This window comes from Nocardia sp. NPDC005366 (genome assembly GCF_040606855.1).
GTDB lineage: Bacteria > Actinomycetota > Actinomycetes > Mycobacteriales > Mycobacteriaceae > Nocardia.
This window is the reverse complement of the sequence record NZ_JBEXFQ010000066.1, coordinates 1-18,583: the sequence shown is the minus strand read 5'-3', so window position 1 is coordinate 18,583 and position 18,583 is coordinate 1. Positions and strand designations below refer to the sequence as shown.

Sequence of the window (18,583 nt, the reverse complement as noted above, 5' to 3'; positions counted from 1 at the left end):
GCATATTCTGCCCGCAGCTCCCGCACCAGACCCCGCGACCTGCGGATTCATACCCTCGCTTCCCTCCAGAACCCCCTAATTCTGCGGAACGCGGGACTGACGTCCGCGTCGTCGACGCGAAGACAACGGTTCGCATCGTGTGCCGCTCACCGGGAGCGCGGGTCGAGCCTGCGCCGCGTCGGTGGCAGGCTCGAAATATGAGTACACCCGTTGATACCAGCGCCGTCCCCGAGCTACGGGAACTGCCCACCGAACACGGCGTTCTGCGCTACCGCGAAAGCGGGGACGGTCCTCCGCTGCTGCTGTTGCACGGCTCCGGTCTCGGCGTCACCGGTTGGCGCAACTTCCGAGGGAATCTGCCCACGTTCGCGCAGCACTATCGGACGCTCATCCTGGAGTTCCCGGGTTTCGGCGTCAGCGACGACTTCGGCGCCGCGCACCCGATGATGTCGGCGCAGACCGCGGTCACCGCGCTGCTGGACGGGCTCGGTCTCGATCGGATGCGGATCATCGGAAACTCGATGGGCGGTTTCGTAGCAACGGAATTCGCCCTCGCATCGCCTGATCGGGTGGAGCGCTTGGTCACGATCGGAGGGGCAGGTACCAACGTCTTCAGCCCACAGCCGGGGGAGGGGATCATCCGGCTCGGCGAGTTCGTCGAGAATCCCACCCGCGACCGCCTCGTCGCGTGGCTCCGGTCGATGGTGTACGACCCCGCAGTGGTCACCGAGGAGATGATCGAGGAGCGATGGGAGCAGGCCAGCGACCCCGAGATCCTGGAGAACTCGCGACGAATGTACGGCAGCGCGGCCTTGGCGCGGATGGCGGATGTGTCGCGCAACGCGGAGACGACGCCGGGCTGGGCGAATCTTCGCAGGATCTCGACCCCGACCCTCATCACCTGGGGACGTGACGACCGAGTGAGCCCGGTCGACATGTCGTTGATCCCGATGCGCACCCTGCAACACGGCGAGGTGCACATCTTCCCGAACTGTGGACACTGGGTGATGATCGAGCAGAAGGCCGCCTGGGAGGCCGTCGTCCTAGCGTTCCTCGGCCGATAGCGGAATCGCCGGCGCCGTGTCGATGACCGGCACCGGCAGTTCGCAAAAGCTGTGGCAGACACGATCTTTGACGATCTGCTCCGGGCATTCGGGATCGAACCACCGGTCGACATGGCCCCAGTGGACGGGGTGGTTCATGTACGGGCCGAGCAGTGCATCGACATCGGTGAACTCCTGTTCCCATACGTGAGTCCATCGCGACGTTCCTTCGGCGTGACATACCCGGCTCAGCTGCCATGCTTGGATCGCCGAGATATGTTCCGGCATCTGCGCGGTGGCGTGCTCGAACCGATCCAGCTCCGCCGGTGCTGCCGAATCCTCCACCCGGAGAAGGAGTATCCGATAGATCGTCGACGGACGCGATGACCGCCGACGCCCGGCCCGACCATCGGCAGGCGAACCGCCGACATACTCCACAGAATCGACATGTCGGATCTGTGGTCCGGATGTCGCCTCATCGATCGAGGCGCGGCACCGCGCCCACTCGGGTGCGGAGGCGAACTGGAAATGGGCGACGATATCTCCGCCGTTGCGGACCCCCGGCAGCGTTCGCGCGACCAACACCGGCCCGGCGGGTGTCGACTCCGCCGCCGCGGTGATCCGCTCGAGCACTCTCGCCGCGGTCGGCTCGTCGGCGGGATCACTCATATGCAGCAGACGCGTGACCTTATACATTGCACAGTCCCTCCACGTCTTCGGCCGCCGAGGCCATGGAGCGCGTGCGTTCGACGATCATCGCAGCGACCGACTCCCACCAGCGCGCCGGTGCCGGGTCATGGCGCCCCTCGACCGCCGCGGCCCACCAATTCCGCGGGCCCGAGACGGTCCAGGTGGCCGTCACGATGTTGTTCTCTCCGTCGATCCAGGCGGGCGGGCTCACCAGGATCCGGTCCAGAGTCAGACCGCGTTCCCGAGCGCCGGGCGCGTACTCGCTCATATAGGCATCGATGAACGCGCGGGCGGTGCCAGGTCTGAGCACTATCCGGTCGATGATGTAGATGGTGCGGTCACTCATGGCGCTCAACGTAGGCGGTGCGGCGGAAGCCGACATGTCCTGTTCCCGGTGGCCGGGAGTAACCGTCGAGGTGCGTTCGGAATGCCTTGTAGGCTCGCTGATCATGGGCGCCGACACCGATTCGTTCCCGAACCTGCCTGCCACCAGCTGGGCTGTGCTGGGGATGCTGTCCTTCGGTGAGGAGCTGACCGGCAACGACCTGAAGAAGTGGGCGGACTGGAGCATCGGGTTCTTCTACTGGAGCCCATCGGTCAGTCAGGTCTACGCCGAACTCAAGAAGCTGGAGGATCTGTCTCTGGTGCGGTCCCGGCTGGTGACCGACGAAGGGGTTCGCGGTCGCCGGGTGTACGGAATCACCGATTTCGGCCTGCGGGCGCTTCGGAGCTGGTCCCGGGATTCCGATGTGGACATGCCAGTACTCAAACATGGTGTCATGCTGCGCCTTTGGATGGGCCATCTGCACGATCCGGAGCAACTGAAGCGGATCGTGCGCACACACATCGATAATCTCCGTGATCGCGCGCAGCGGGCGCGCCTGCATGCCGAGAGTTCGGAGACCGAGCCGGGATGGGCCTTCACCCAGATGAGCCTGCGGTGGTCACAACGTCACTTCGAAGCGGAGATCGATCTGGCCGAACAGCTGCTCGGGGATATCGACGAGGCGGCCGCGCGTTACCGCGAGGCGGCGGTGCGCGACGAGGACGGTCTTCCGGTACCGCGCCATCCCGGCATCTGGCGCACGGTCGCCGATGACCATCCTGGCAGCACCTGAGTCCACGCTCGCGGCTCAGTCGTCGGCGAGCACGCCGGCCGCGGTGGGCAGCGATCGCAGCATGTTCCTGCGCTGCAGCGTCGGGGTGACCCGCACGCCGACGGACATGCTGCGCCAGATGGCATGCGAGGTCAGCTTCACCGGAGCGATCATCCGACTGTCGAAGGCCATCTTCTGTATGGGACCGCAGATCGACACCGCGGTGGTCGCTTCCCCGATCGGTCCGATCGGGGCGGCGATGCAGCCGAATCCGGTGACCGAGCCGTCGCGTTGGATCGCGTACCCGCGTTCCCGGATCAGATCGTCGCCCGCTTCGTCACGACCGTGGAAGGCGAGCAACGCCTTGCCGAGCGCCGACTGCGAAGCGGGTAGCCGCCCCCCGACGCGCGTCGGGACGTATGCGGCGAGACGGCCGCCGATCTTGTCGAGATATACGACGTCGTCTCCGTCGAGGACTGCCAGATGCACGACCATGCCGGTGGTCCGGTAGAGCTGTGGCAAGTGCTCGGTCGAGGCCGCGTGGACCCGGTCCTGGTGGACGGCCAGCGACCCCAACTCGACCAGTCGGATACCGAGGCTGTAGCTGCGGCCGTGACGACGCAGCCACCGCAACTGCACCAGTCGATCGAGCATCCGGTGCGCGGAAGAACGGGGCAGCCCGGTCCGCAGAACAACGTCCGAGAGGCCGAGGCTGTCGTTTCCGTCGAACGCGTCGAGGACGAGCGAGAGTCGGTCGAGGATGGCGCTGGGGGTCGCTGCCCCGTGGTCGTTGATCCCGTGCGCGATCGTCATCCCGTGGCTCCATTCACTCACGCTATAGCTCTGACATGGCTATTTCTATTAGGAATAGTGTCATACCCGCGACGGAATGTGAAGCGGATCACCGCGGTGGGCGGCAGTGACTGGCGTCGGTCGCGGGCGCGCGGTCACCGCGGTGACGCCAACGGGCACCGTGTCCCGGTGAAAACGCTGGCCGCGCACAGATTGCAGTGGATGCACAGCGACGTTGTCGTGGACTCCCTCTGGATGCGATTGATCAGGTCGGGCTCACGCAGGAGGGCTCGCGCCATCGCGACGAAGTCGAATCCGTCGTCCATGGCGATCGTCATGTCGGCGAGGTCGGTGATCCCGCCGAGCAGAACGAGCGGCATGGTCAGCGCATCGCGGAATTGACGCGCGTAATCGCGGAAGTAGAGGGATTCGTAGGGGTAGTGCTTGAACACCGCCTTGCCGAACATCTTCATGCCGATCTTGACCAACCCGCGCTGGGTCTCGGCCATTTCGCGGACCGGTACGGCGCCCCGGAACAGGTACATCGGATTGAGCAGCGATGAACCGCCGGTCAACTCGAGCGCGTCGAGGTGACCGTCGGTCTCGATCATCTTCGCGACCATGAGGGATTCATCGAGCCAGAGGCCGCCTGGGACGCCATCGGCCATATTCATCTTGGCCAGTACCGCGATTCGACCGCCCGCGGCTTCCGCGACAGCGGCCAGAATCCGGCGGGGGAATTCCGCCCGGTTGGTGAGCGAACCTCCCCACGAGTCCGTGCGGCGATTGATATTCGGGCTGAGGAATGAGCTGGCGAGGTAGTTGTGCCCGAGGTGGACTTCCACGGCGTCGAATCCGACGTCGATCGCATACCGTGTCGCCTCGGCGTGTGCCCCGATGATTCGGCGGATATCGCCGTCGGTGGCCGCTCGGTCCAGGCTCATCGAGAGCGGGTTGGGGCGGGTCGACGGCGCCAAGGAGGGCAACCCGGTCGACCGGGAGTTCGCCACCGGTCCCGCGTGCCCTATCTGGGCCGACACCTTGGCTCCGGTGGCATGCACGGCGTCGGTGAGTCGTCGCAGACCTGGCAATGCCTCAGGGCGCCAATATATTTGGTCGCGCTCTGTTCGCCCCTCGGGGGAGACCGCGAGGTAGGCGACCGTCGTCATCGCGGCCCCGCCCTCACCCACCGCGACGTGGAAGTCGATCAATCGTTGGGTGACAAATGCATCGGTGGTGACGCCCTCGAACGTCGCTGACTTGATGATTCGATTGCGCAGTTCGACCGGGCCGAGTGACGCGGGTGCGAGCGGGTTCGCGGCCGAACGGGAAACGGGCGGGCCACTGGTGGCGGAGACGGTCGTCATCGGATTTCCTCAGGTGGACTGGGCGGGGTCGGTTCTTTCGCGCTGGGCGCTCGGTGTGTGGATATCCATCCACCGCAGCATCTCGTCGACCGCGTCGGCGCAATCGCCGTGCGCGCCGGCGTCGGCCCAGTCGATCAACGCGGCGAACGTCGCGGCTTGATAGGCCGTGGCCAACGCGCGACAGATCGCGGGGGGCGCCTCCGAAAGGTGGTGCCCGATGTAGGTCGCGAGCACGGCGATCCAGGGGCGATAGGCAAGCGGTGCCATGGCGACGAGTTCGGGCTCGGAGGAGATGAGACGCAGCCAGTCGGGGGTGATCCGCTGTACGCGAGGATCGTGGGAGACAGATTCGACGATGGCCATTCGGACGGCCGCGGCCAGTCCGCTGACCTCGGGTGCGGAGTCGAGCGCCGCACGCAACCGGTCTGTCGCCGGAGCGACGCCGAGCCACGCGATATCCGATCTCGACGGGAAATGCCGGAGCAGGGTTCTGGTGCTGATTCCCGTGGCCTGCGCGAGATCGCTCCAACTCGTCGTCGCGAACCCTCGTGCCGACCAGAGGCGATAAGCGTTTTCGGCGACCTCGTGCGTGTCGAGGACCGTGGGGCGACCGCGCCGACGAGGGATGTGTTCGGTGTCGATCACGCGAACAGCCCATCATTTTTGGCGAAGTGTGTCAATATTGCGCGGCACCGGATCGCCCGGTGCTGTGTGGAGTGAGGAGTGCGTTCTCGTGGGTGTCTATGTCGTGACCGGGTCGGCGTCGGGGATGGGGCGAGCTGTGGTGGAAAAGCTGCGCGGCGCGGGCCACACAGTGGTCGGAGTCGACCTTCGAGATGCGGAGATCGTTGCCGACCTGTCCACCCCGCAAGGGCGGCGAACCGCCGTCGACGGCGTGCTCGCGCAGGTGGACGGACGACTCGACGGCGCGGTGCTCGCGGCGGGTCTCGGTCCGACTCCTGGCAAGGAACGCCCGCGCCTGATCTACGAGGTCAACTTTCGCGGGGTGGTCGAATTACTCGATGGTTGGCGAGCCGCGCTCGCGGACGCGAACGAGGCCAAGGTCGTCGTTTTCGGCAGCAATTCGACGACGACGACCCCCATGGTTCCCGCGCGGGCGATCCGGGGGCTCCTGTCGGGGGATGTCGAGAAGGCATTGCGCGCGGTTCGGATCTTCGGCAAGAATTCACCGGCTATCGCCTACGCGGCGTCGAAGATCGCCGTGAGTCGATGGGTGCGACGTGAGGCCGTGACAGCGCGCTGGGCGGGCGCCGGAATCCGGCTGAACGTTCTCGCTCCGGGCGCCATCCTCACGCCGCTGCTCGAGAAACAGCTGTCAACGCCGTCCGAGGCCAAGCTGATCAACAGCTTCCCGGTGCCGATCGGCGGTTTCGGAGATCCTGGTCGTCTCGCGGACTGGGTTGTCTTCATGTTGTCCGACGCCGCCAGCTTCCTGTGTGGCAGCGTGGTCTTCGTCGACGGCGGATCCGACGCCTACTTCCGGTCCGACGACTGGCCGAAAGCCGTACCCCTCCGCCGAATCGTTCACTACCTGAAACGTTTTCGCGGGTTCGACCCGACTCGCTGAGACGCCGGCGCGTGTGCGCGGCACGAGATCTGCCCGACGTGCTGTCGGGTGCTCCACCGCGCACCGTACCGTCGCCGCGAGCGATCCGGCCCGAACGCGAACCAACTGGTTGTCCCGGTGAACGGGAACCAGCCTCCGTAACCGAAGCGGCATCCGCACATAATTCACCGCTGCCGCCCACGGGTGACGCACATCACGCGAGTTGCTCGAATATGTCGGGGACCACTCGACCTGGGCCTCGCTATCGGAGAAGGAGTTATCGGGTCATGAAACTTGGTGGTCTGAATCGAAACAGGCGAACCATCGCCGCGATCAGCGCGTTGACGGTGTTCACAGCGTTGGGGGCTACGGCCTGCAGCAGCGACGAAGTATCGAGCAACAGCGCTGTTTCCGGCGCGGCGACGACGTCGTTGCCGAGCAATCCGGCCAGCGGATCACCGGTGAAGATCGGTTTCATCTCCACCGAGGGCGGTGCTGTGGTGTCGATACCGCAGATGCGCGAAGGTGCCGAGGCGGCAGTCGAGTACGTCAACAAGAACGGCGGCGGCATCGGCGGTCGTCCGATCGAACTCGTCGTCTGCAAGCAGCAAGAAGAACCGACGTCGGCGACGAAGTGCGCGAACGACCTCGTCGAGAAGAAGGTCGCGGCAGTGCTGTCGCCCGGCACATCCCAGGGATCGGCGATCGTTCCCATCGTCGCGGGAGCGGGGATCCCCTATGTCACCTTGAACGGTGTCTCGGCGGTCGAATTGACCTCGCCCGACGCGGCGGCACTCTCGGCGGGCCTGCCCGGCACGATCACCGCCATGGCGACCGCGGCGAAGAGCAAGAACATGAAAACCTTCACCATCTTCGCCAGCGACGGCGGCGGCATGGGCGCGATGATCAACGCGATGGGTGTGCCGATATTCCAGGGCGCCGGTGTGGAGTTGAAGGTCGTGCCGATCGCACTCGGCGTGCCGGATCCGACACCGCTGGTCACCTCCGGCCTGTCGACCAAGCCGGAAGGCGTCAGCGTCATCGCGGATGCCGCGACGTGTACGTCGGTGTACAAGGCGATTCAGGTCACGGACCCGAACGTGCAGAAGGTGTTCATCCCGGTATGCCTGGATCCGAACGTCACCGAGATCATCGGGATGGATGCTGTCGCGGGCAGCATCGGCGTCACCGCGACCGACTATCTGTCCGATAAGCCTGATTCGGTTCTCTATCGTTCGATCATCCAGGCCTATGCCCCCAAAACGGCCGTCACCGGTGCGGCATCTTCGGGCTACCAGGTTTTGATGGCGCTGGTTCGTGCCTCGAGCGGCATCCAGGGCGACGTCACGTCGGCGAGCATCAAGCAATCGCTGAAGACTACGAAGAATGTCGAGATGCCTGCGGGCGGTGGCATCACCTTCAGCTGTGACGGCTCCGCCGCCCCGCAGATGGCTTCCATCTGCTCGAGCCAGATGCTGATCGGTGAGATCAACGATCAGGGGGTGCCGGTGAACCTCCAGGTGACCGGTTAAGCCACCGTAACAAGGGATTCGGCCAGAGAGATTCGCCATGACAGACCATCTTTCCTATCTCGTGCTCGGCCTCGGAAATGGGGCGGTGTACGCCGCGATCGGGCTTGCGCTCGTGATGACCTTCAAGAGTTCCGGAGTCGTGAACTTCGCGAGCGGCGCGGTCGCGCTCTACACCGCCTACACCTACGCCTTGCTGCGGACAGGTGAGCTGATGGTCCCGATACCGGGGCTTCCCAAGACGATCGACCTCGGTCGACCTCTCGGCGTCGCCCCGGCCATGGCGATCTCTCTGGTCGTCGCCGCGATTCTCGGTGTGCTCTGCTACGCGCTGATCTTCCGCCCCATGCGAACGGCATCGGTCATCGCGAAAGCTGTCGCCTCGATAGGGCTGATGATCGTCTTGCAGGCGCTCATCGCGCAGCGTGCGGGCACCGATCTGATCGCGGTGAAACCGATCTTCGCGCTCGACACCTTCATGATCGGGGACCGACGGGTACCCACCGATCGGGTCTGGTTGGCGGCCTCGATCATCGCGATCGCGATCGCCGCCGCCCTCATGTTCCGCTTCACCCGATTCGGTGTATCGACCGAGGCCGCCGCGGAATCGGAGAAGGGCGCCTATCTCACCGGGCTCTCGCCCGACCGGATCGCTTTGCGCAACTGGGCGTTGTCCTCGGTGGTCGCGGGCCTCGGCGGCATTCTCATTGCACCGCTTGTCGCCCTCAATCCCGTTGCCTACTCGATGTTCATCGTCCCCGCGCTCGCGGCCACCTTGGTGGGCAATTTCAGCTCGATCTGGCTGACCGTCGGCGCGGCTATCGCGATCGGATCGCTGCAAGCCGAAGCGACCAACCTGCAAGCGCTGTACGACTGGATGCCGAAATCCGGTACTGCCGAAGCGATTTCACTCTTCCTGATCCTCGGATTCCTGGTGATCAAGGGGCGTCCGCTGCCCGACCGGGGTAGCGTGATTCGCCAGACCCTCGGTCGTGCGCCGCGACCGGACAACATCGTGATTCCCGCACTGCTCGCGGTCTCCATCGCCGTCGTCGCGTTGCTGACGACCTCCGGCAGTTATCGCGCGGCCATCGTCAGCAGCATCATCTTCGGCATACTCGGGTTGTCGCAGGTGGTGGTCACCGGATATGCCGGTCAGGTCTCGCTCGCCCAGCTCACCCTGGCCGGAGTATCGGCACACGCGTTGAGTGTGCTCAATCAACATCTCGGCGTACCGTTCCCGTTCGCGCCGATCATCGCGGCCCTGTTCGCCACTGTCGTCGGCGTCGTCGTCGGTCTGCCCGCACTTCGGGTGCGCGGCTTGCCTCTCACCGTGGTCACGCTCGCTCTCGCGGTTTTCGTCGAGGCGTTCTGGTTCCGCAACCCTTCCCTCAACGGGGGTGTGCAGGGCGCTCCCATCGAGAGACCCCGCCTATTCGGGATCGATCTGGGAATCGGTGCGGGAGAGGCATATCCACGAATCGCGTTCGCTCTGCTATGTCTGGCAGTACTCACCGCCGTCGGGCTCGCCGTCGCATGGCTGCGCCGAAGCAGTCTCGGCACCGATATGCTCGCGGTGCGCGCCAACGAGCGTTCCGCCGCCGCCGCGGGCATCAACGTGCCGAACACGAAGCTGATCACCTTCGCCACCGGCGCCTTCATCGCCGGGCTCTGCGGAGCGCTGCTGGGCTACCAGCAGACCCTCGCCACGCAGGAACCGTACATGGTATTCGTCGGAATCAGCCTGTTCGCGGTCATGTACGTCGCGGGTATCACGTCGATCACCGGCGGAATCCTGGCAGGCGTGATGGCCCCCGGCGGGCTCCTGTACTTGCTGGTCGACCGGTTCCTGCATATCGGCGACTACTACACGGTGATCAGCGGCGTCCTGCTCATCGTCACAGTGATGGCCAACCCCGACGGAATCGCCGGCAAGCTCCCACGTATTCCATGGCCCGCGCTGCGTCGTTCTCGTGTAACCGACGTCGAGACGGTGGAATTCGAGGCCGGCGCGAACCGAGTCGTGCACGATGGCGCGAGTCCAGTCCTCTCGGTGAACGGTGTCAGCGTCGTATACGGCGCGGTCACCGCCGCTTCGGAGGTAACCTTCGAGGTCTATCCCGGTGAGATCGTCGGCTTGATCGGACCCAACGGCGCGGGTAAGACGACCGTCATCGACGCGATCACCGGATTCGCGTCATCGGACGGCGCGGTAACCCTTGCCGGTGAGTCGATCACCGGTAGACCTCCGCATATGCGGAGCCGCCGCGGACTCGGCAGAACCTTCCAAGACGTGGAGTTGTACGACGACCTCACGGTCGCCGAGAACGTCACCGTCGGTGCGGCCAGATCCCGGTCCGAACTCCCTGTCCCGCAGCGGGTATCGCGAACCCTTGCTGTGCTCGGGCTGAGCGAGATGGCCGGCCACGAAGCAGCCACGCTGTCGCAGGGGCAGCGGCAGCTGGTGTCGGTGGCGCGCGTGCTTGCCGCCGAACCCGTCGTCGCGCTGCTCGATGAGCCGGCAGCGGGCCTCGATAACCACGAAAGTCGCCGGTTGGGAGAGAAACTCCGCTCCGTGCGGGATAGCGGAACGTCGATGCTGCTGGTGGATCACGACATGGAGTTGGTCCTCACCATTTGCGACCGGGTCATCGTGCTCGATCTCGGAACCGTCATCGCCAGTGGCACTCCCGACGAGATCCGCACACACCCCGAGGTTCTCCGGGCCTATCTCGGCGTGCCGGCGGACACGGTCGACCTCGATCACGAAGCCCTCCCCGAACTGCGAACCCCCACTGCGGCTTCCCAGGAGGTAAAGCTGTGACAACCGTTCTGGAATGCCGGGGTCTCACCTCCGGCTATATCCGGCAGAGCCCCTGCGTGCGCGATGTGGACCTCACTCTGGAGTCCGGCGAGATCACCTGCCTGCTCGGACCGAACGGGGCCGGAAAGACCACCTTGCTGATGACCCTGGCCGGGTTGCTTCCTCGCGTGAGCGGTGAGATTCGGGTGGACGACCATCCCATCGGGAGTGGTCGTCCACGGGAGGCAGTGCGCGCCGGAATGGTGCTCGTCCCCGACGATCGCGCATTGTTCCGGCAGCTGACTACCAAGCAGAACCTCCAGCTCGCGATGAACGAGAGGTCGCGGCGGCGTGCGGGCATCCGAGAGGTGCTCGAGTACTTCCCGTCCTTGGAGAAGCGCCTGACTGTCGACGCCGGACGCTTGTCCGGTGGTGAGCAGCAGATGCTGGCCATCGGCCGCGCGATCCTCCAGCGCCCCAAGGTGCTCGTCATCGATGAGTTGAGCATGGGCCTGGCCCCGGTCATCGTCAACGAGATATTGGACGTACTGAGAACCCTCGCGCGGGAGGCAGGCATGAGCGTGCTTCTGGTGGAACAGCATGTGCACCTCGCGCTGGGTGTCGCGGACAAGGCAGCGGTGTTGGTACACGGCCGAGTCGTCGATACGGACACCGCGGTCGCACTCCGTGATGATCCGGGCAGAGTCGAACGCGCCTACCTCGGTGAGAATTCCGATTCACTCGAAACTCATCGGGCGGAGTCGAGGTAGCGACTCGGTCCGAGAATGTGAACGGCGAGCCACCGCAGTTAGGTGGCTCGCCGTCCACGGTTCAATGGTCGATTTCAGGCAGTTGTCGACTCCGGAACCGCATTCGGCATCGCCTGCAATGCCAATAATCGGGGAACGACGTCATCGCGGACCCAGGAATCTCGCAAGGGTCGGCTCGACCCATGCCCAGATTGCGTCGTGACCTTCGAGCAGCCCGGCCATTTGTTCGTGGTACTCGGCGTCGGGTGTGAACAGATCGACGAACTCACGCCAACCGCCCTCGCCGGATGAGGCACGCGCGACAGTCGAGCGCCATTTCTCGAACACTCGTCACCCCGCGAGCCTTGCCGATGTCGATCTGGGCCTGCTTCACCCACACTCGCAGCGTTTCGGCGTGGACGCCGAGTTTCGGTGCAAGGGCCCGACAGGCGGCATACGCCGACCGATACCCGTCGACTCGATCCAGCACCATCTTCACCGCACGCTCACGCTGCTCGATCGGATAACGCTTGGGCATGGCCCACATCCTCCACAAAGAAGGAAGCGGCAGGAAAGTCGGGACGGTTCAGGCACGGTCGAGATTCAGATCGCCGATCATGACCGGACCGGCCCGTGAAGTCGCCCGATTGTCCGTGTCCCGCCAGAGCGAACTCGGCGCCCGCGTCATTCATGCTCCGCGTCCCCGTGCTCCTGAGCGCGGGCGTGTCGGCGATCGCTCCGACCGCGCCCTTGCGCGTCGACCAACCGTCGGATCCCCTGTAAAAAACGCGAGATGTGAATTGCGACAACAAGTGTAGAACTGGCGAGGACAGTCGCCCAGTGTCCCGGTGCATGCTACTGTGTCGAGCGTATGGAGTGGATGGAAGGGGGTGACCGCTATCCGTCTGCGTGTACGACGTTCCGGCCACGGCGTGGAGGGTGCCGGGTATGGGGTTGGTCGTGTCTCGCGGCATACGGTGCGTGCGGTGCAGTGGCGTATCGCACGGCTGCAGCCCTTCACGCTTCCCGGGTTCGGGAGAATTCTGTCCACCGCGAGTGAGATCCCGGTGCGTATCGAGGCGACCACGCTGCCCGCGGGTGTTGCGGGCCGGTGGTTTCGGCTCGGATCCGGTGACCTGATCGAATATGATGCCGATCTTCCCGAGATCGCTCGCATCAATACCGTGCTGCACGAGGCCGGACATATTCTGTTCGGGCACGGCAGCGCCGCCTATCAGCTCGGTGCCGACGAGGCGATGTGCTCGGTACTCGATCCATCGGCGGTCGAGCGTTTCACGCGGGTCAAGTACCGGTCCGGGTACTACACCGACAGTGAGCTTGAAGCGGAAGCATTCGCCAGACAGACGCTCAGGGCTATTCTTTGGAGTGACAACGAGACCAGTGAAGCTGCGGAACTGCGTGCGGCGCTGGGTATTCCGCGATTTCGTATCGGGTGGCAGCGATGATCGCCTTCGATTCGGTGGTAGCGGTACTGATTCTCGCCGGTGCGGTGGCACTGGTCCGGCAGCATCTGGTCCTGGGTGCGCTCGGGCGATGGAATCCCGTCGCCGTGCTGACGCTGCTCGCCCTCGGTTTCTTGCTGCAGACTCCGGTAGCGGCGGAGGCACTGGCGGCGATCCGGACCAATATCGGTTACCTGATGGCGCATCTGTGCACGCTCATCGCGATCATGGTGACGACGCTGCACTGGCGTTGCTACTTGTCATGCGATCCTCCCGGGCGGTGGCGACTGCTGGCGATGAGCGCTTTCTACGCGGCCGTGGTGGGGGTCCTGATCTTCTTGTTCGCGACGTCACGGCAACAGCCACACGGGGTGGGGTTCGCGCGGGAGTTCGCAGGCAGTACACGGATGCAGGCGTATTGGATCGTGCAGGCGATGGTGATCATTCCCGCCGTGTCCACGCTCGCGGTGGTGGCGGCGAGAGTCACGGCGCGGGAACGCCGTTGGCGACGAGGCCTTTTCAGCTTGCTGATCGGGTCCGCGCTGGCCTTCACCGTGTACGAGGCATGGGTGGTCGTTGTGGTCGTGCTCTGGCCCGCTATGCCCCCGGACTGGGCGCAGCGGGTCACGGTGTGCTTGCAGGTGACGATCAGCACGCTGCTGGTCTGCGGGGCGATCGGCCCGGTTGTGCTCGGCTCGGTGCGTAGCGTTCGGGTGGCCTCCCTCTACATCGAAGAACTTGCGCCACTGCATGATTGGTTGACCTCGCGATATCCGCAGGTGCGATTCCGCGGCGAACGGAACCGGCGCGCCGAGACACGGGTCACCGACATGCTGGTGGAGATCAGCGATGCCCTGCGCTTGCTGCAACGCGAGGATCCCGCGCTGGCGTCCGAGAACCTGCTGGACGACCAGACCATCGTAGCGGCCCTGCACGACCGTGCTCACCTCATGGCCTACGAGTTGGCGGCCGCGCGGAATTTCCGCGCCAGGAATGCCGGACGCCGGGCGCTGGCAAACCGCTAACGGGGCAGGTGCTTCAGGCCTGCGGTTCGGGGAGGTCCGGGGCGTCGGCGGGTAGACCTTCCTTGACGCGCAGGAACTTCATGTAGTCGATCAGCGAAGCCAACGACTGCTGGGACAGGTCCATCGCCCGGAATGCCACGGCATCGAGACCTGCGGTGTTGCGCAACCGCAGATACTCGATCTCCTGCTGACCCCGGGACCACACTTCGTCGTCGGTGAAGAACCGGATGTCGATACCGAACGCGGCGGCGATGCCTGTTGCGTGTTTAAGCGAGGGGTTCTGCTTGATACCCGAACGTAGTTGCGCGACATACACTGCCGAGATCGGGTAGCCGCGTTCGGTGGAGCGTCGTGCGATCTCCTCCGCGGTGTATCGCCGGCCTTCGGGATTGGGCATCGTCCGGAACAGATACTCAACCCGTTCGGAGAAGGGGGTGCCGCCCATATCTCTCCTTGCCAACGGGGCGCTGCTGTGGTGGAGCGAATGCTACAGCATACATCTTCGCTGCATACGCTGGGGTGTCCGGCGTCTGTGGCTCGGGCTCGACCCGTCGTCTGTGAGCTGGGACACAGTTCGTGATCAAGCTGCCGCATATGCCACAGCATCATTGTTATGCTGTGGCATATGCGAAAGGGTGGGGAGTGGGCCCGCCTTTCGCAGGCAGAGGCCTGAAAACTGAACTGCCCTGTCTATTCGCGCTGATGCGCACCGAGTTGTAACGCGCCGATGCGCGTGGAGTTTCCTGCTGCATTCGAAAGGTGGACCAGTGGTGGCCTGCACATTCGTTGAGACTCGGCTGTGAACCATGTCGTCCCGTACAGGAGAGTGGCTGAGCAGCATCGCATCTGGTCCGGTGGAAATGGTGCCGGTGCACCTGATAGTCCCCGGAAGGTCACCCCGAGCGGGTGGTCAGCGCAGCGCGGAATACATACGAATGCTCGTGGAGACCGACAACGAGCTGCCGCCCATCATCGTGCATCGCCCGACGATGGGCGTCATCGATGGCAACTTCCGCCTGCAGGCGGCGGTGGAGATGTGCGAACGCAGCATCGGTGTGCGGTTCTTCGACGGCAGCGCCGAGGATGCGTTCGCCTTGTCCGTGTATGTCAATGTCCGGCACGGGGTTCCGCTGTCGTTGTCTGAGCGCAAGGCAGCCGCAGGCCGGCTGGTCATGACGCATCCCGAGTGGTCCGATCGCTCGATCGCCGCGACGACGGGGTTGTCGCACAAGACGGTCAGTGCCGAGCGGCGTCGTGCAAGTGGGGAAAATCCTCAGTCGCACACGCGATTGGGTAAGGACGGCAGGCTGCGGCCCACCGATACGGCGGAGGGCCGCATGGCAGCCGCGGCGATTCTGCGAGAGAACCCGGAGGCATCCCTGCGGCAGGTGTCCAAGATCGTCGGAATATCCCCGGGGACCGTGCGTGATGTCCGCGAACGATTGAAAGGTGCCAAACATCCGATACCGCAGGCCGTGCGAAATCGGCTGACGCCGAACGCATCCGAAGGTGGCGAGGCATCGAGCACGGACACCCGGTGCGCGGAGGTTCCGGCGGAGAACGGCGGGGCGGTCGCCATCCCCATCCAGCATGTGCTGTTGCAGAACCTCAGGAACGACCCCGCACTGAAGTTCAACGAGCGCGGTCGGCTGCTGCTGCGCAGCCTCGCGTATTCGACCATCGAACTGAATCAATGGATAAAGCTGATCGCGGACGCACCGGAGCACTGCCAAGCGTCGCTCGCGAAGCTGGCCAGGGCGAATGCCGAATCCTGGAGTGCGCTAGCGGTCCGGCTCGAGGCACGGGGCGGAATCGGGCTCGACGGCCGTCTTTCGGGGGCGAACGGGTAGCCGTGTCGCTGGTCCCAGGGCCGCCACGGCGCTGTGAACGAACGATTCCACGAGGGAGAAACACGGCTATGGGTATGTACGCCGGAGCGGCCGAACGACGTGCTCTGAAGGTCACCGTCGCTGATCAGGTGGCCGAGGTGACGTTGCTGGGGCCGGGGAAACACAATGCGATGGGACCGGACTTCTGGCGGGAGCTGCCCGAGGTATTCGGGGAGCTCGACGCCGACCCGGAGGTGCGGGCGGTCGTGATCGCGGGGTCAGGTCCGAATTTCTCTGTGGGACTCGATATTCCGGATATGCGGAGCCTGTTCGACGTGGTTCTCGGCGATCGGGCGCTGGCCGCCGCGCGCACGGATCTGCACCGGGAGATCGTGCGGATGCAAGCGTCCATCAACGCGGTCGCCGATTGCCGCAAGCCGGTCATCGCCGCCGTCCACGGGGTCTGCTACGGCGGCGGCGTGGATCTCATTGCGGCGGCGGACATTCGGTACGCCTGCGCCGACGCGAGATTCAGTGTTCGCGAGACGAAGATCGCCATCGTCGCGGATGTCGGTGCGCTGCAACGGCTTCCCGCCATCATCGGAGATGGGCACGTGCGGGAGCTCGCGCTCACCGGCCGCGACATCGACGCCGCTCGGGCGCAATCCATCGGCCTGGTGAACGACGTCCACCCCGACCAGCGTTCGACGTTGCGAGCCGCCCGCGCGACCGCACGGGAAGTAGCGGGGAATCCCCCTCTGGTGGTCCAGGGTGTGAAGGAGGTGCTTGGACGTCCGCGTGCGGCCCTGGTCGATGAGGGCCTGCGGTACGTCGCGGCGTGGAACGCGGCCTTCCTGCCGTCCGAGGATCTCTCCGAGGCATTGCGAGCGCTCGACGCGGGCCGCCCGGCGCGGTTCACCGGACAGTAGCTCCAGATGTCAAAAGTGAGACGCCCTAGTCAGTTTGATCGTTCGATGGGAGACTGGCGCGGTGTCCTCACCAGTTGAGCTGAACAAACAGACATCCAATGACACCGAGCGGGGGTTGGATGCGAACGTCCTGAAGATCGCCCTGGTTCTCGTCCTCGGCACCATCATGGCCATCCTGGATATGACGGTCGTGAACGTCGCGTTGTCGACCTTCCAGCGTGAGTTCGACACGTCCTACGCGATCGCGGCGTGGACGATGACTGGCTATACGCTCGCGCTGGCCGCAGTAATCCCACTGGCGGGTTGGGCGGCCGACCGTTTCGGAGCGCGACGGCTCTATCTGTTCGCGCTGTCGCTGTTCATCCTCGGTTCGGTACTGTGCAGCCTGGCCTGGAATATCGAGTCGCTCATCGCCTTTCGCGTCGTGCAAGGCTGCGGTGGCGGCATGATCCTGCCGCTGGGCATGACGATCCTGACCCGGGCGGCCGGTCCTGACCGGATCGGCCGTGTGATGGCGATCCTCGGGATACCGATGCTGTTGGGGCCCATCTGCGGTCCGATTCTGGGCGGCTGGCTGATCGGATCGGCGAGCTGGCACTGGATCTTCCTGATCAACGTTCCCGTCGGGCTGCTCGCGATCGTCGCCGGCGCGGTCGTCCTGCCCCGCGATGGCGCATCCACCCGGGAGCCCTTCGACTTCCTGGGAATGGCGCTCGCTTCTCCAGGGCTGGGGTTGCTGCTGTTCGGGTTCTCGTCGATTCCGCAAGCGGGGACAGTGGTTTCGGCGCGGGTGCTGGTGCCGATCGGGATCGGCATCCTGCTGTTGATCGGCTTCGTCGTCCACGCGATCCGGGCGACGCACCCGCTGATCGACCTGAGTCTGTTCCGGAACCGCCAGCTGTTGCTGGCGGCGCTGATCATGCTGCTGTTCGGCGCGGCCTTCTTCGGCTGCACGCTGCTCATGCCTACCTACTATCTGCAGCTGCGCGGTGAATCGACCCTGCGCACCGGCGTCCTGCTGATCCCGCAGGGGATCGGGGCCATGCTCGCCATGCCGATCGCGGGGAAACTGGCCGACCGAATCGGCGCAGGCCGGATCATCGTGGTCGGCATCGTGCTCATCGCGATCGCGATGGCATCGTTCACCCGAATCGGCTGGGACACGCCGTATGCGCAGATCATCGCCGGCCAGCTCGTCATGGGTGCGGGCCTCGGCTGCACGATGATGCCGACCATGGGTGCGGCGCTCAAGATGCTGACGAACGAGCAGACAGCCCGTGGTTCGACACTGATGAATATCGTCAATCAGGTCGCAGGATCGATCGGTACGGCGACGATTTCGATAACACTCACCAAACTGATCCAACAGCACGAGCTCGCTTCCGCGGTCATAGCGGCGCGATTGTCGCAGGACGCGGCTCCGGCCAGGGGGTTGCGATCGGAGCAGGTGGAATCGGGTTTGCGGCAAGCGGGTGAGGCATTCGGGCACACCTATCTGGTCGGCTTGGGGCTTATTGCCGTCGCTCTCGTTCCGGCTGTCCTGCTGGCTCGTCGATCTGCCGCGTATCACGAGTTGTAGTAATTCCCGATCGAATTTACTGTGGCGGGGGGGGCGGGGGGACGGCCCCCCAAGTAGTTGTTTGCGGTATAAATCACAAACGGCGGTTTATTAAAAGAAACAAAAAGTGTGTGGTTAAACA

At 64.7% G+C, this 18,583-nt stretch carries 19 protein-coding genes; 11 read left to right on the top strand and 8 right to left on the bottom strand.

The features are described 5' to 3' along the window. The first annotated feature begins 197 nt into the window (after window positions 1-197). The gene (locus ABZS43_RS35760) at window positions 198-1,064 is read left to right on the top strand and encodes an alpha/beta fold hydrolase (protein ID WP_355040439.1); all 867 of its coding nucleotides are present in this window, start codon (window positions 198-200) and stop codon (window positions 1,062-1,064) included. On the opposite strand, the gene ABZS43_RS35755 is transcribed toward ABZS43_RS35760, so the two are convergent. Further along, on the bottom strand, window positions 1,044-1,739 hold the full coding sequence (locus ABZS43_RS35755) for a Dabb family protein (RefSeq protein ID WP_355040438.1): 696 nt from the start codon (window positions 1,737-1,739) through the stop codon (window positions 1,044-1,046). The two genes, ABZS43_RS35760 and ABZS43_RS35755, sit on opposite strands and share 21 nt — an antisense overlap. After that, the gene (locus tag ABZS43_RS35750) at window positions 1,732-2,079 is read right to left on the bottom strand and encodes a hypothetical protein (RefSeq protein WP_355040437.1); all 348 of its coding nucleotides are present in this window, start codon (window positions 2,077-2,079) and stop codon (window positions 1,732-1,734) included. The genes ABZS43_RS35755 and ABZS43_RS35750 overlap by 8 nt, the downstream gene beginning before the upstream one ends. Window positions 2,080-2,182: 103 nt before the next feature. On the opposite strand from ABZS43_RS35750, the gene ABZS43_RS35745 reads away from it, so the two are divergent. After that, window positions 2,183-2,851, top strand: a complete 669-nt coding sequence (locus ABZS43_RS35745) for a PadR family transcriptional regulator (RefSeq protein ID WP_355040436.1) — start codon at window positions 2,183-2,185, stop codon at window positions 2,849-2,851. Between the two features lie 15 nt (window positions 2,852-2,866). On the opposite strand, the gene ABZS43_RS35740 is transcribed toward ABZS43_RS35745, so the two are convergent. The 3 genes from ABZS43_RS35740 to ABZS43_RS35730 form a co-directional block, all read right to left on the bottom strand. Continuing rightward, a complete protein-coding gene (locus ABZS43_RS35740) occupies window positions 2,867-3,643 on the bottom strand; it encodes an IclR family transcriptional regulator (RefSeq protein ID WP_355040435.1) in 777 nt (258 codons plus the stop codon). A gap of 134 nt (window positions 3,644-3,777) precedes the next feature. Continuing rightward, a complete protein-coding gene (locus tag ABZS43_RS35735) occupies window positions 3,778-4,989 on the bottom strand; it encodes an NADH:flavin oxidoreductase (protein WP_355040434.1) in 1,212 nt (403 codons plus the stop codon). Between the two features lie 9 nt (window positions 4,990-4,998). After that, window positions 4,999-5,634, bottom strand: coding sequence for a TetR family transcriptional regulator (locus tag ABZS43_RS35730; protein WP_355040433.1), 636 nt, complete (start codon window positions 5,632-5,634; stop codon window positions 4,999-5,001). Between the two features lie 88 nt (window positions 5,635-5,722). Between ABZS43_RS35730 and ABZS43_RS35725 the strand changes: the two genes are divergently transcribed. Beyond that, window positions 5,723-6,577, top strand: coding sequence for an SDR family oxidoreductase (locus ABZS43_RS35725; RefSeq protein WP_355040432.1), 855 nt, complete (start codon window positions 5,723-5,725; stop codon window positions 6,575-6,577). A 256-nt stretch (window positions 6,578-6,833) separates the two neighbouring features. Here ABZS43_RS35725 and ABZS43_RS35720 read toward each other — a convergent pair whose 3' ends face one another. Beyond that, window positions 6,834-7,040: a hypothetical protein gene (locus ABZS43_RS35720; protein WP_355040431.1), complete on the bottom strand. Its 207-nt coding sequence runs from the start codon at window positions 7,038-7,040 to the stop codon at window positions 6,834-6,836. Between ABZS43_RS35720 and ABZS43_RS35715 the strand changes: the two genes are divergently transcribed. From ABZS43_RS35715 to ABZS43_RS35705, 3 genes are read left to right on the top strand one after another with little or no spacing between them, the layout of a single operon-like run. After that, on the top strand, window positions 7,018-8,088 hold the full coding sequence (locus ABZS43_RS35715; protein WP_355040430.1) for an ABC transporter substrate-binding protein: 1,071 nt from the start codon (window positions 7,018-7,020) through the stop codon (window positions 8,086-8,088). The two genes, ABZS43_RS35720 and ABZS43_RS35715, sit on opposite strands and share 23 nt — an antisense overlap. Before the next feature lie 37 nt (window positions 8,089-8,125). Continuing rightward, on the top strand, window positions 8,126-10,909 hold the full coding sequence (locus ABZS43_RS35710) for a branched-chain amino acid ABC transporter permease/ATP-binding protein (protein WP_355040429.1): 2,784 nt from the start codon (window positions 8,126-8,128) through the stop codon (window positions 10,907-10,909). Continuing rightward, window positions 10,906-11,658 (top strand): ABC transporter ATP-binding protein, encoded by a 753-nt coding sequence (locus ABZS43_RS35705; protein WP_355040428.1) that lies wholly within the window; start codon window positions 10,906-10,908, stop codon window positions 11,656-11,658. The genes ABZS43_RS35710 and ABZS43_RS35705 overlap by 4 nt, the downstream gene beginning before the upstream one ends. 265 nt (window positions 11,659-11,923) lie before the next feature. Here ABZS43_RS35705 and ABZS43_RS35700 read toward each other — a convergent pair whose 3' ends face one another. Next, window positions 11,924-12,175, bottom strand: a complete 252-nt coding sequence (locus ABZS43_RS35700; protein WP_355040427.1) for a transposase — start codon at window positions 12,173-12,175, stop codon at window positions 11,924-11,926. 529 nt (window positions 12,176-12,704) lie between these two features. Here ABZS43_RS35700 and ABZS43_RS35695 point away from each other — a divergent pair. Continuing rightward, on the top strand, window positions 12,705-13,103 hold the full coding sequence (locus tag ABZS43_RS35695) for a hypothetical protein (protein WP_355040426.1): 399 nt from the start codon (window positions 12,705-12,707) through the stop codon (window positions 13,101-13,103). Continuing rightward, the gene (locus ABZS43_RS35690; protein ID WP_355040425.1) at window positions 13,100-14,125 is read left to right on the top strand and encodes a hypothetical protein; all 1,026 of its coding nucleotides are present in this window, start codon (window positions 13,100-13,102) and stop codon (window positions 14,123-14,125) included. The genes ABZS43_RS35695 and ABZS43_RS35690 overlap by 4 nt, the downstream gene beginning before the upstream one ends. A 13-nt stretch (window positions 14,126-14,138) precedes the next feature. On the opposite strand, the gene ABZS43_RS35685 is transcribed toward ABZS43_RS35690, so the two are convergent. Beyond that, entirely contained in the window at window positions 14,139-14,570 is a 432-nt protein-coding gene (locus ABZS43_RS35685; RefSeq protein WP_355040424.1) for an XRE family transcriptional regulator, read from the bottom strand. A 496-nt stretch (window positions 14,571-15,066) separates the two neighbouring features. Between ABZS43_RS35685 and ABZS43_RS35680 the strand changes: the two genes are divergently transcribed. The 3 genes from ABZS43_RS35680 (at window position 15,067) to ABZS43_RS35670 (ending at window position 18,462) form a co-directional block, all read left to right on the top strand. Continuing rightward, entirely contained in the window at window positions 15,067-15,975 is a 909-nt protein-coding gene (locus tag ABZS43_RS35680; protein WP_355040423.1) for a hypothetical protein, read from the top strand. A 68-nt stretch (window positions 15,976-16,043) separates the two neighbouring features. Then, on the top strand, window positions 16,044-16,883 hold the full coding sequence (locus ABZS43_RS35675) for a crotonase/enoyl-CoA hydratase family protein (protein ID WP_355040422.1): 840 nt from the start codon (window positions 16,044-16,046) through the stop codon (window positions 16,881-16,883). 61 nt (window positions 16,884-16,944) lie between these two features. After that, window positions 16,945-18,462, top strand: coding sequence for a DHA2 family efflux MFS transporter permease subunit (locus ABZS43_RS35670; RefSeq protein ID WP_355040421.1), 1,518 nt, complete (start codon window positions 16,945-16,947; stop codon window positions 18,460-18,462). Window positions 18,463-18,583: the final 121 nt, after the last annotated feature.

Coding starts and splice junctions, on each gene's coding strand:
- ABZS43_RS35760 (WP_355040439.1), top strand. CDS start 198: ATGAGTACACCCGTTGATACCAGCGCCGTCCCCGAGCTACGGGAACTG.
- ABZS43_RS35755 (WP_355040438.1), bottom strand. CDS start 1,739: ATGTATAAGGTCACGCGTCTGCTGCATATGAGTGATCCCGCCGACGAG.
- ABZS43_RS35750 (WP_355040437.1), bottom strand. CDS start 2,079: ATGAGTGACCGCACCATCTACATCATCGACCGGATAGTGCTCAGACCT.
- ABZS43_RS35745 (WP_355040436.1), top strand. CDS start 2,183: ATGGGCGCCGACACCGATTCGTTCCCGAACCTGCCTGCCACCAGCTGG.
- ABZS43_RS35740 (WP_355040435.1), bottom strand. CDS start 3,643: ATGACGATCGCGCACGGGATCAACGACCACGGGGCAGCGACCCCCAGC.
- ABZS43_RS35735 (WP_355040434.1), bottom strand. CDS start 4,989: ATGACGACCGTCTCCGCCACCAGTGGCCCGCCCGTTTCCCGTTCGGCC.
- ABZS43_RS35710 (WP_355040429.1), top strand. CDS start 8,126: ATGACAGACCATCTTTCCTATCTCGTGCTCGGCCTCGGAAATGGGGCG.
- ABZS43_RS35700 (WP_355040427.1), bottom strand. CDS start 12,175: ATGCCCAAGCGTTATCCGATCGAGCAGCGTGAGCGTGCGGTGAAGATG.
- ABZS43_RS35690 (WP_355040425.1), top strand. CDS start 13,100: ATGATCGCCTTCGATTCGGTGGTAGCGGTACTGATTCTCGCCGGTGCG.
- ABZS43_RS35685 (WP_355040424.1), bottom strand. CDS start 14,570: ATGGGCGGCACCCCCTTCTCCGAACGGGTTGAGTATCTGTTCCGGACG.
- ABZS43_RS35675 (WP_355040422.1), top strand. CDS start 16,044: ATGGGTATGTACGCCGGAGCGGCCGAACGACGTGCTCTGAAGGTCACC.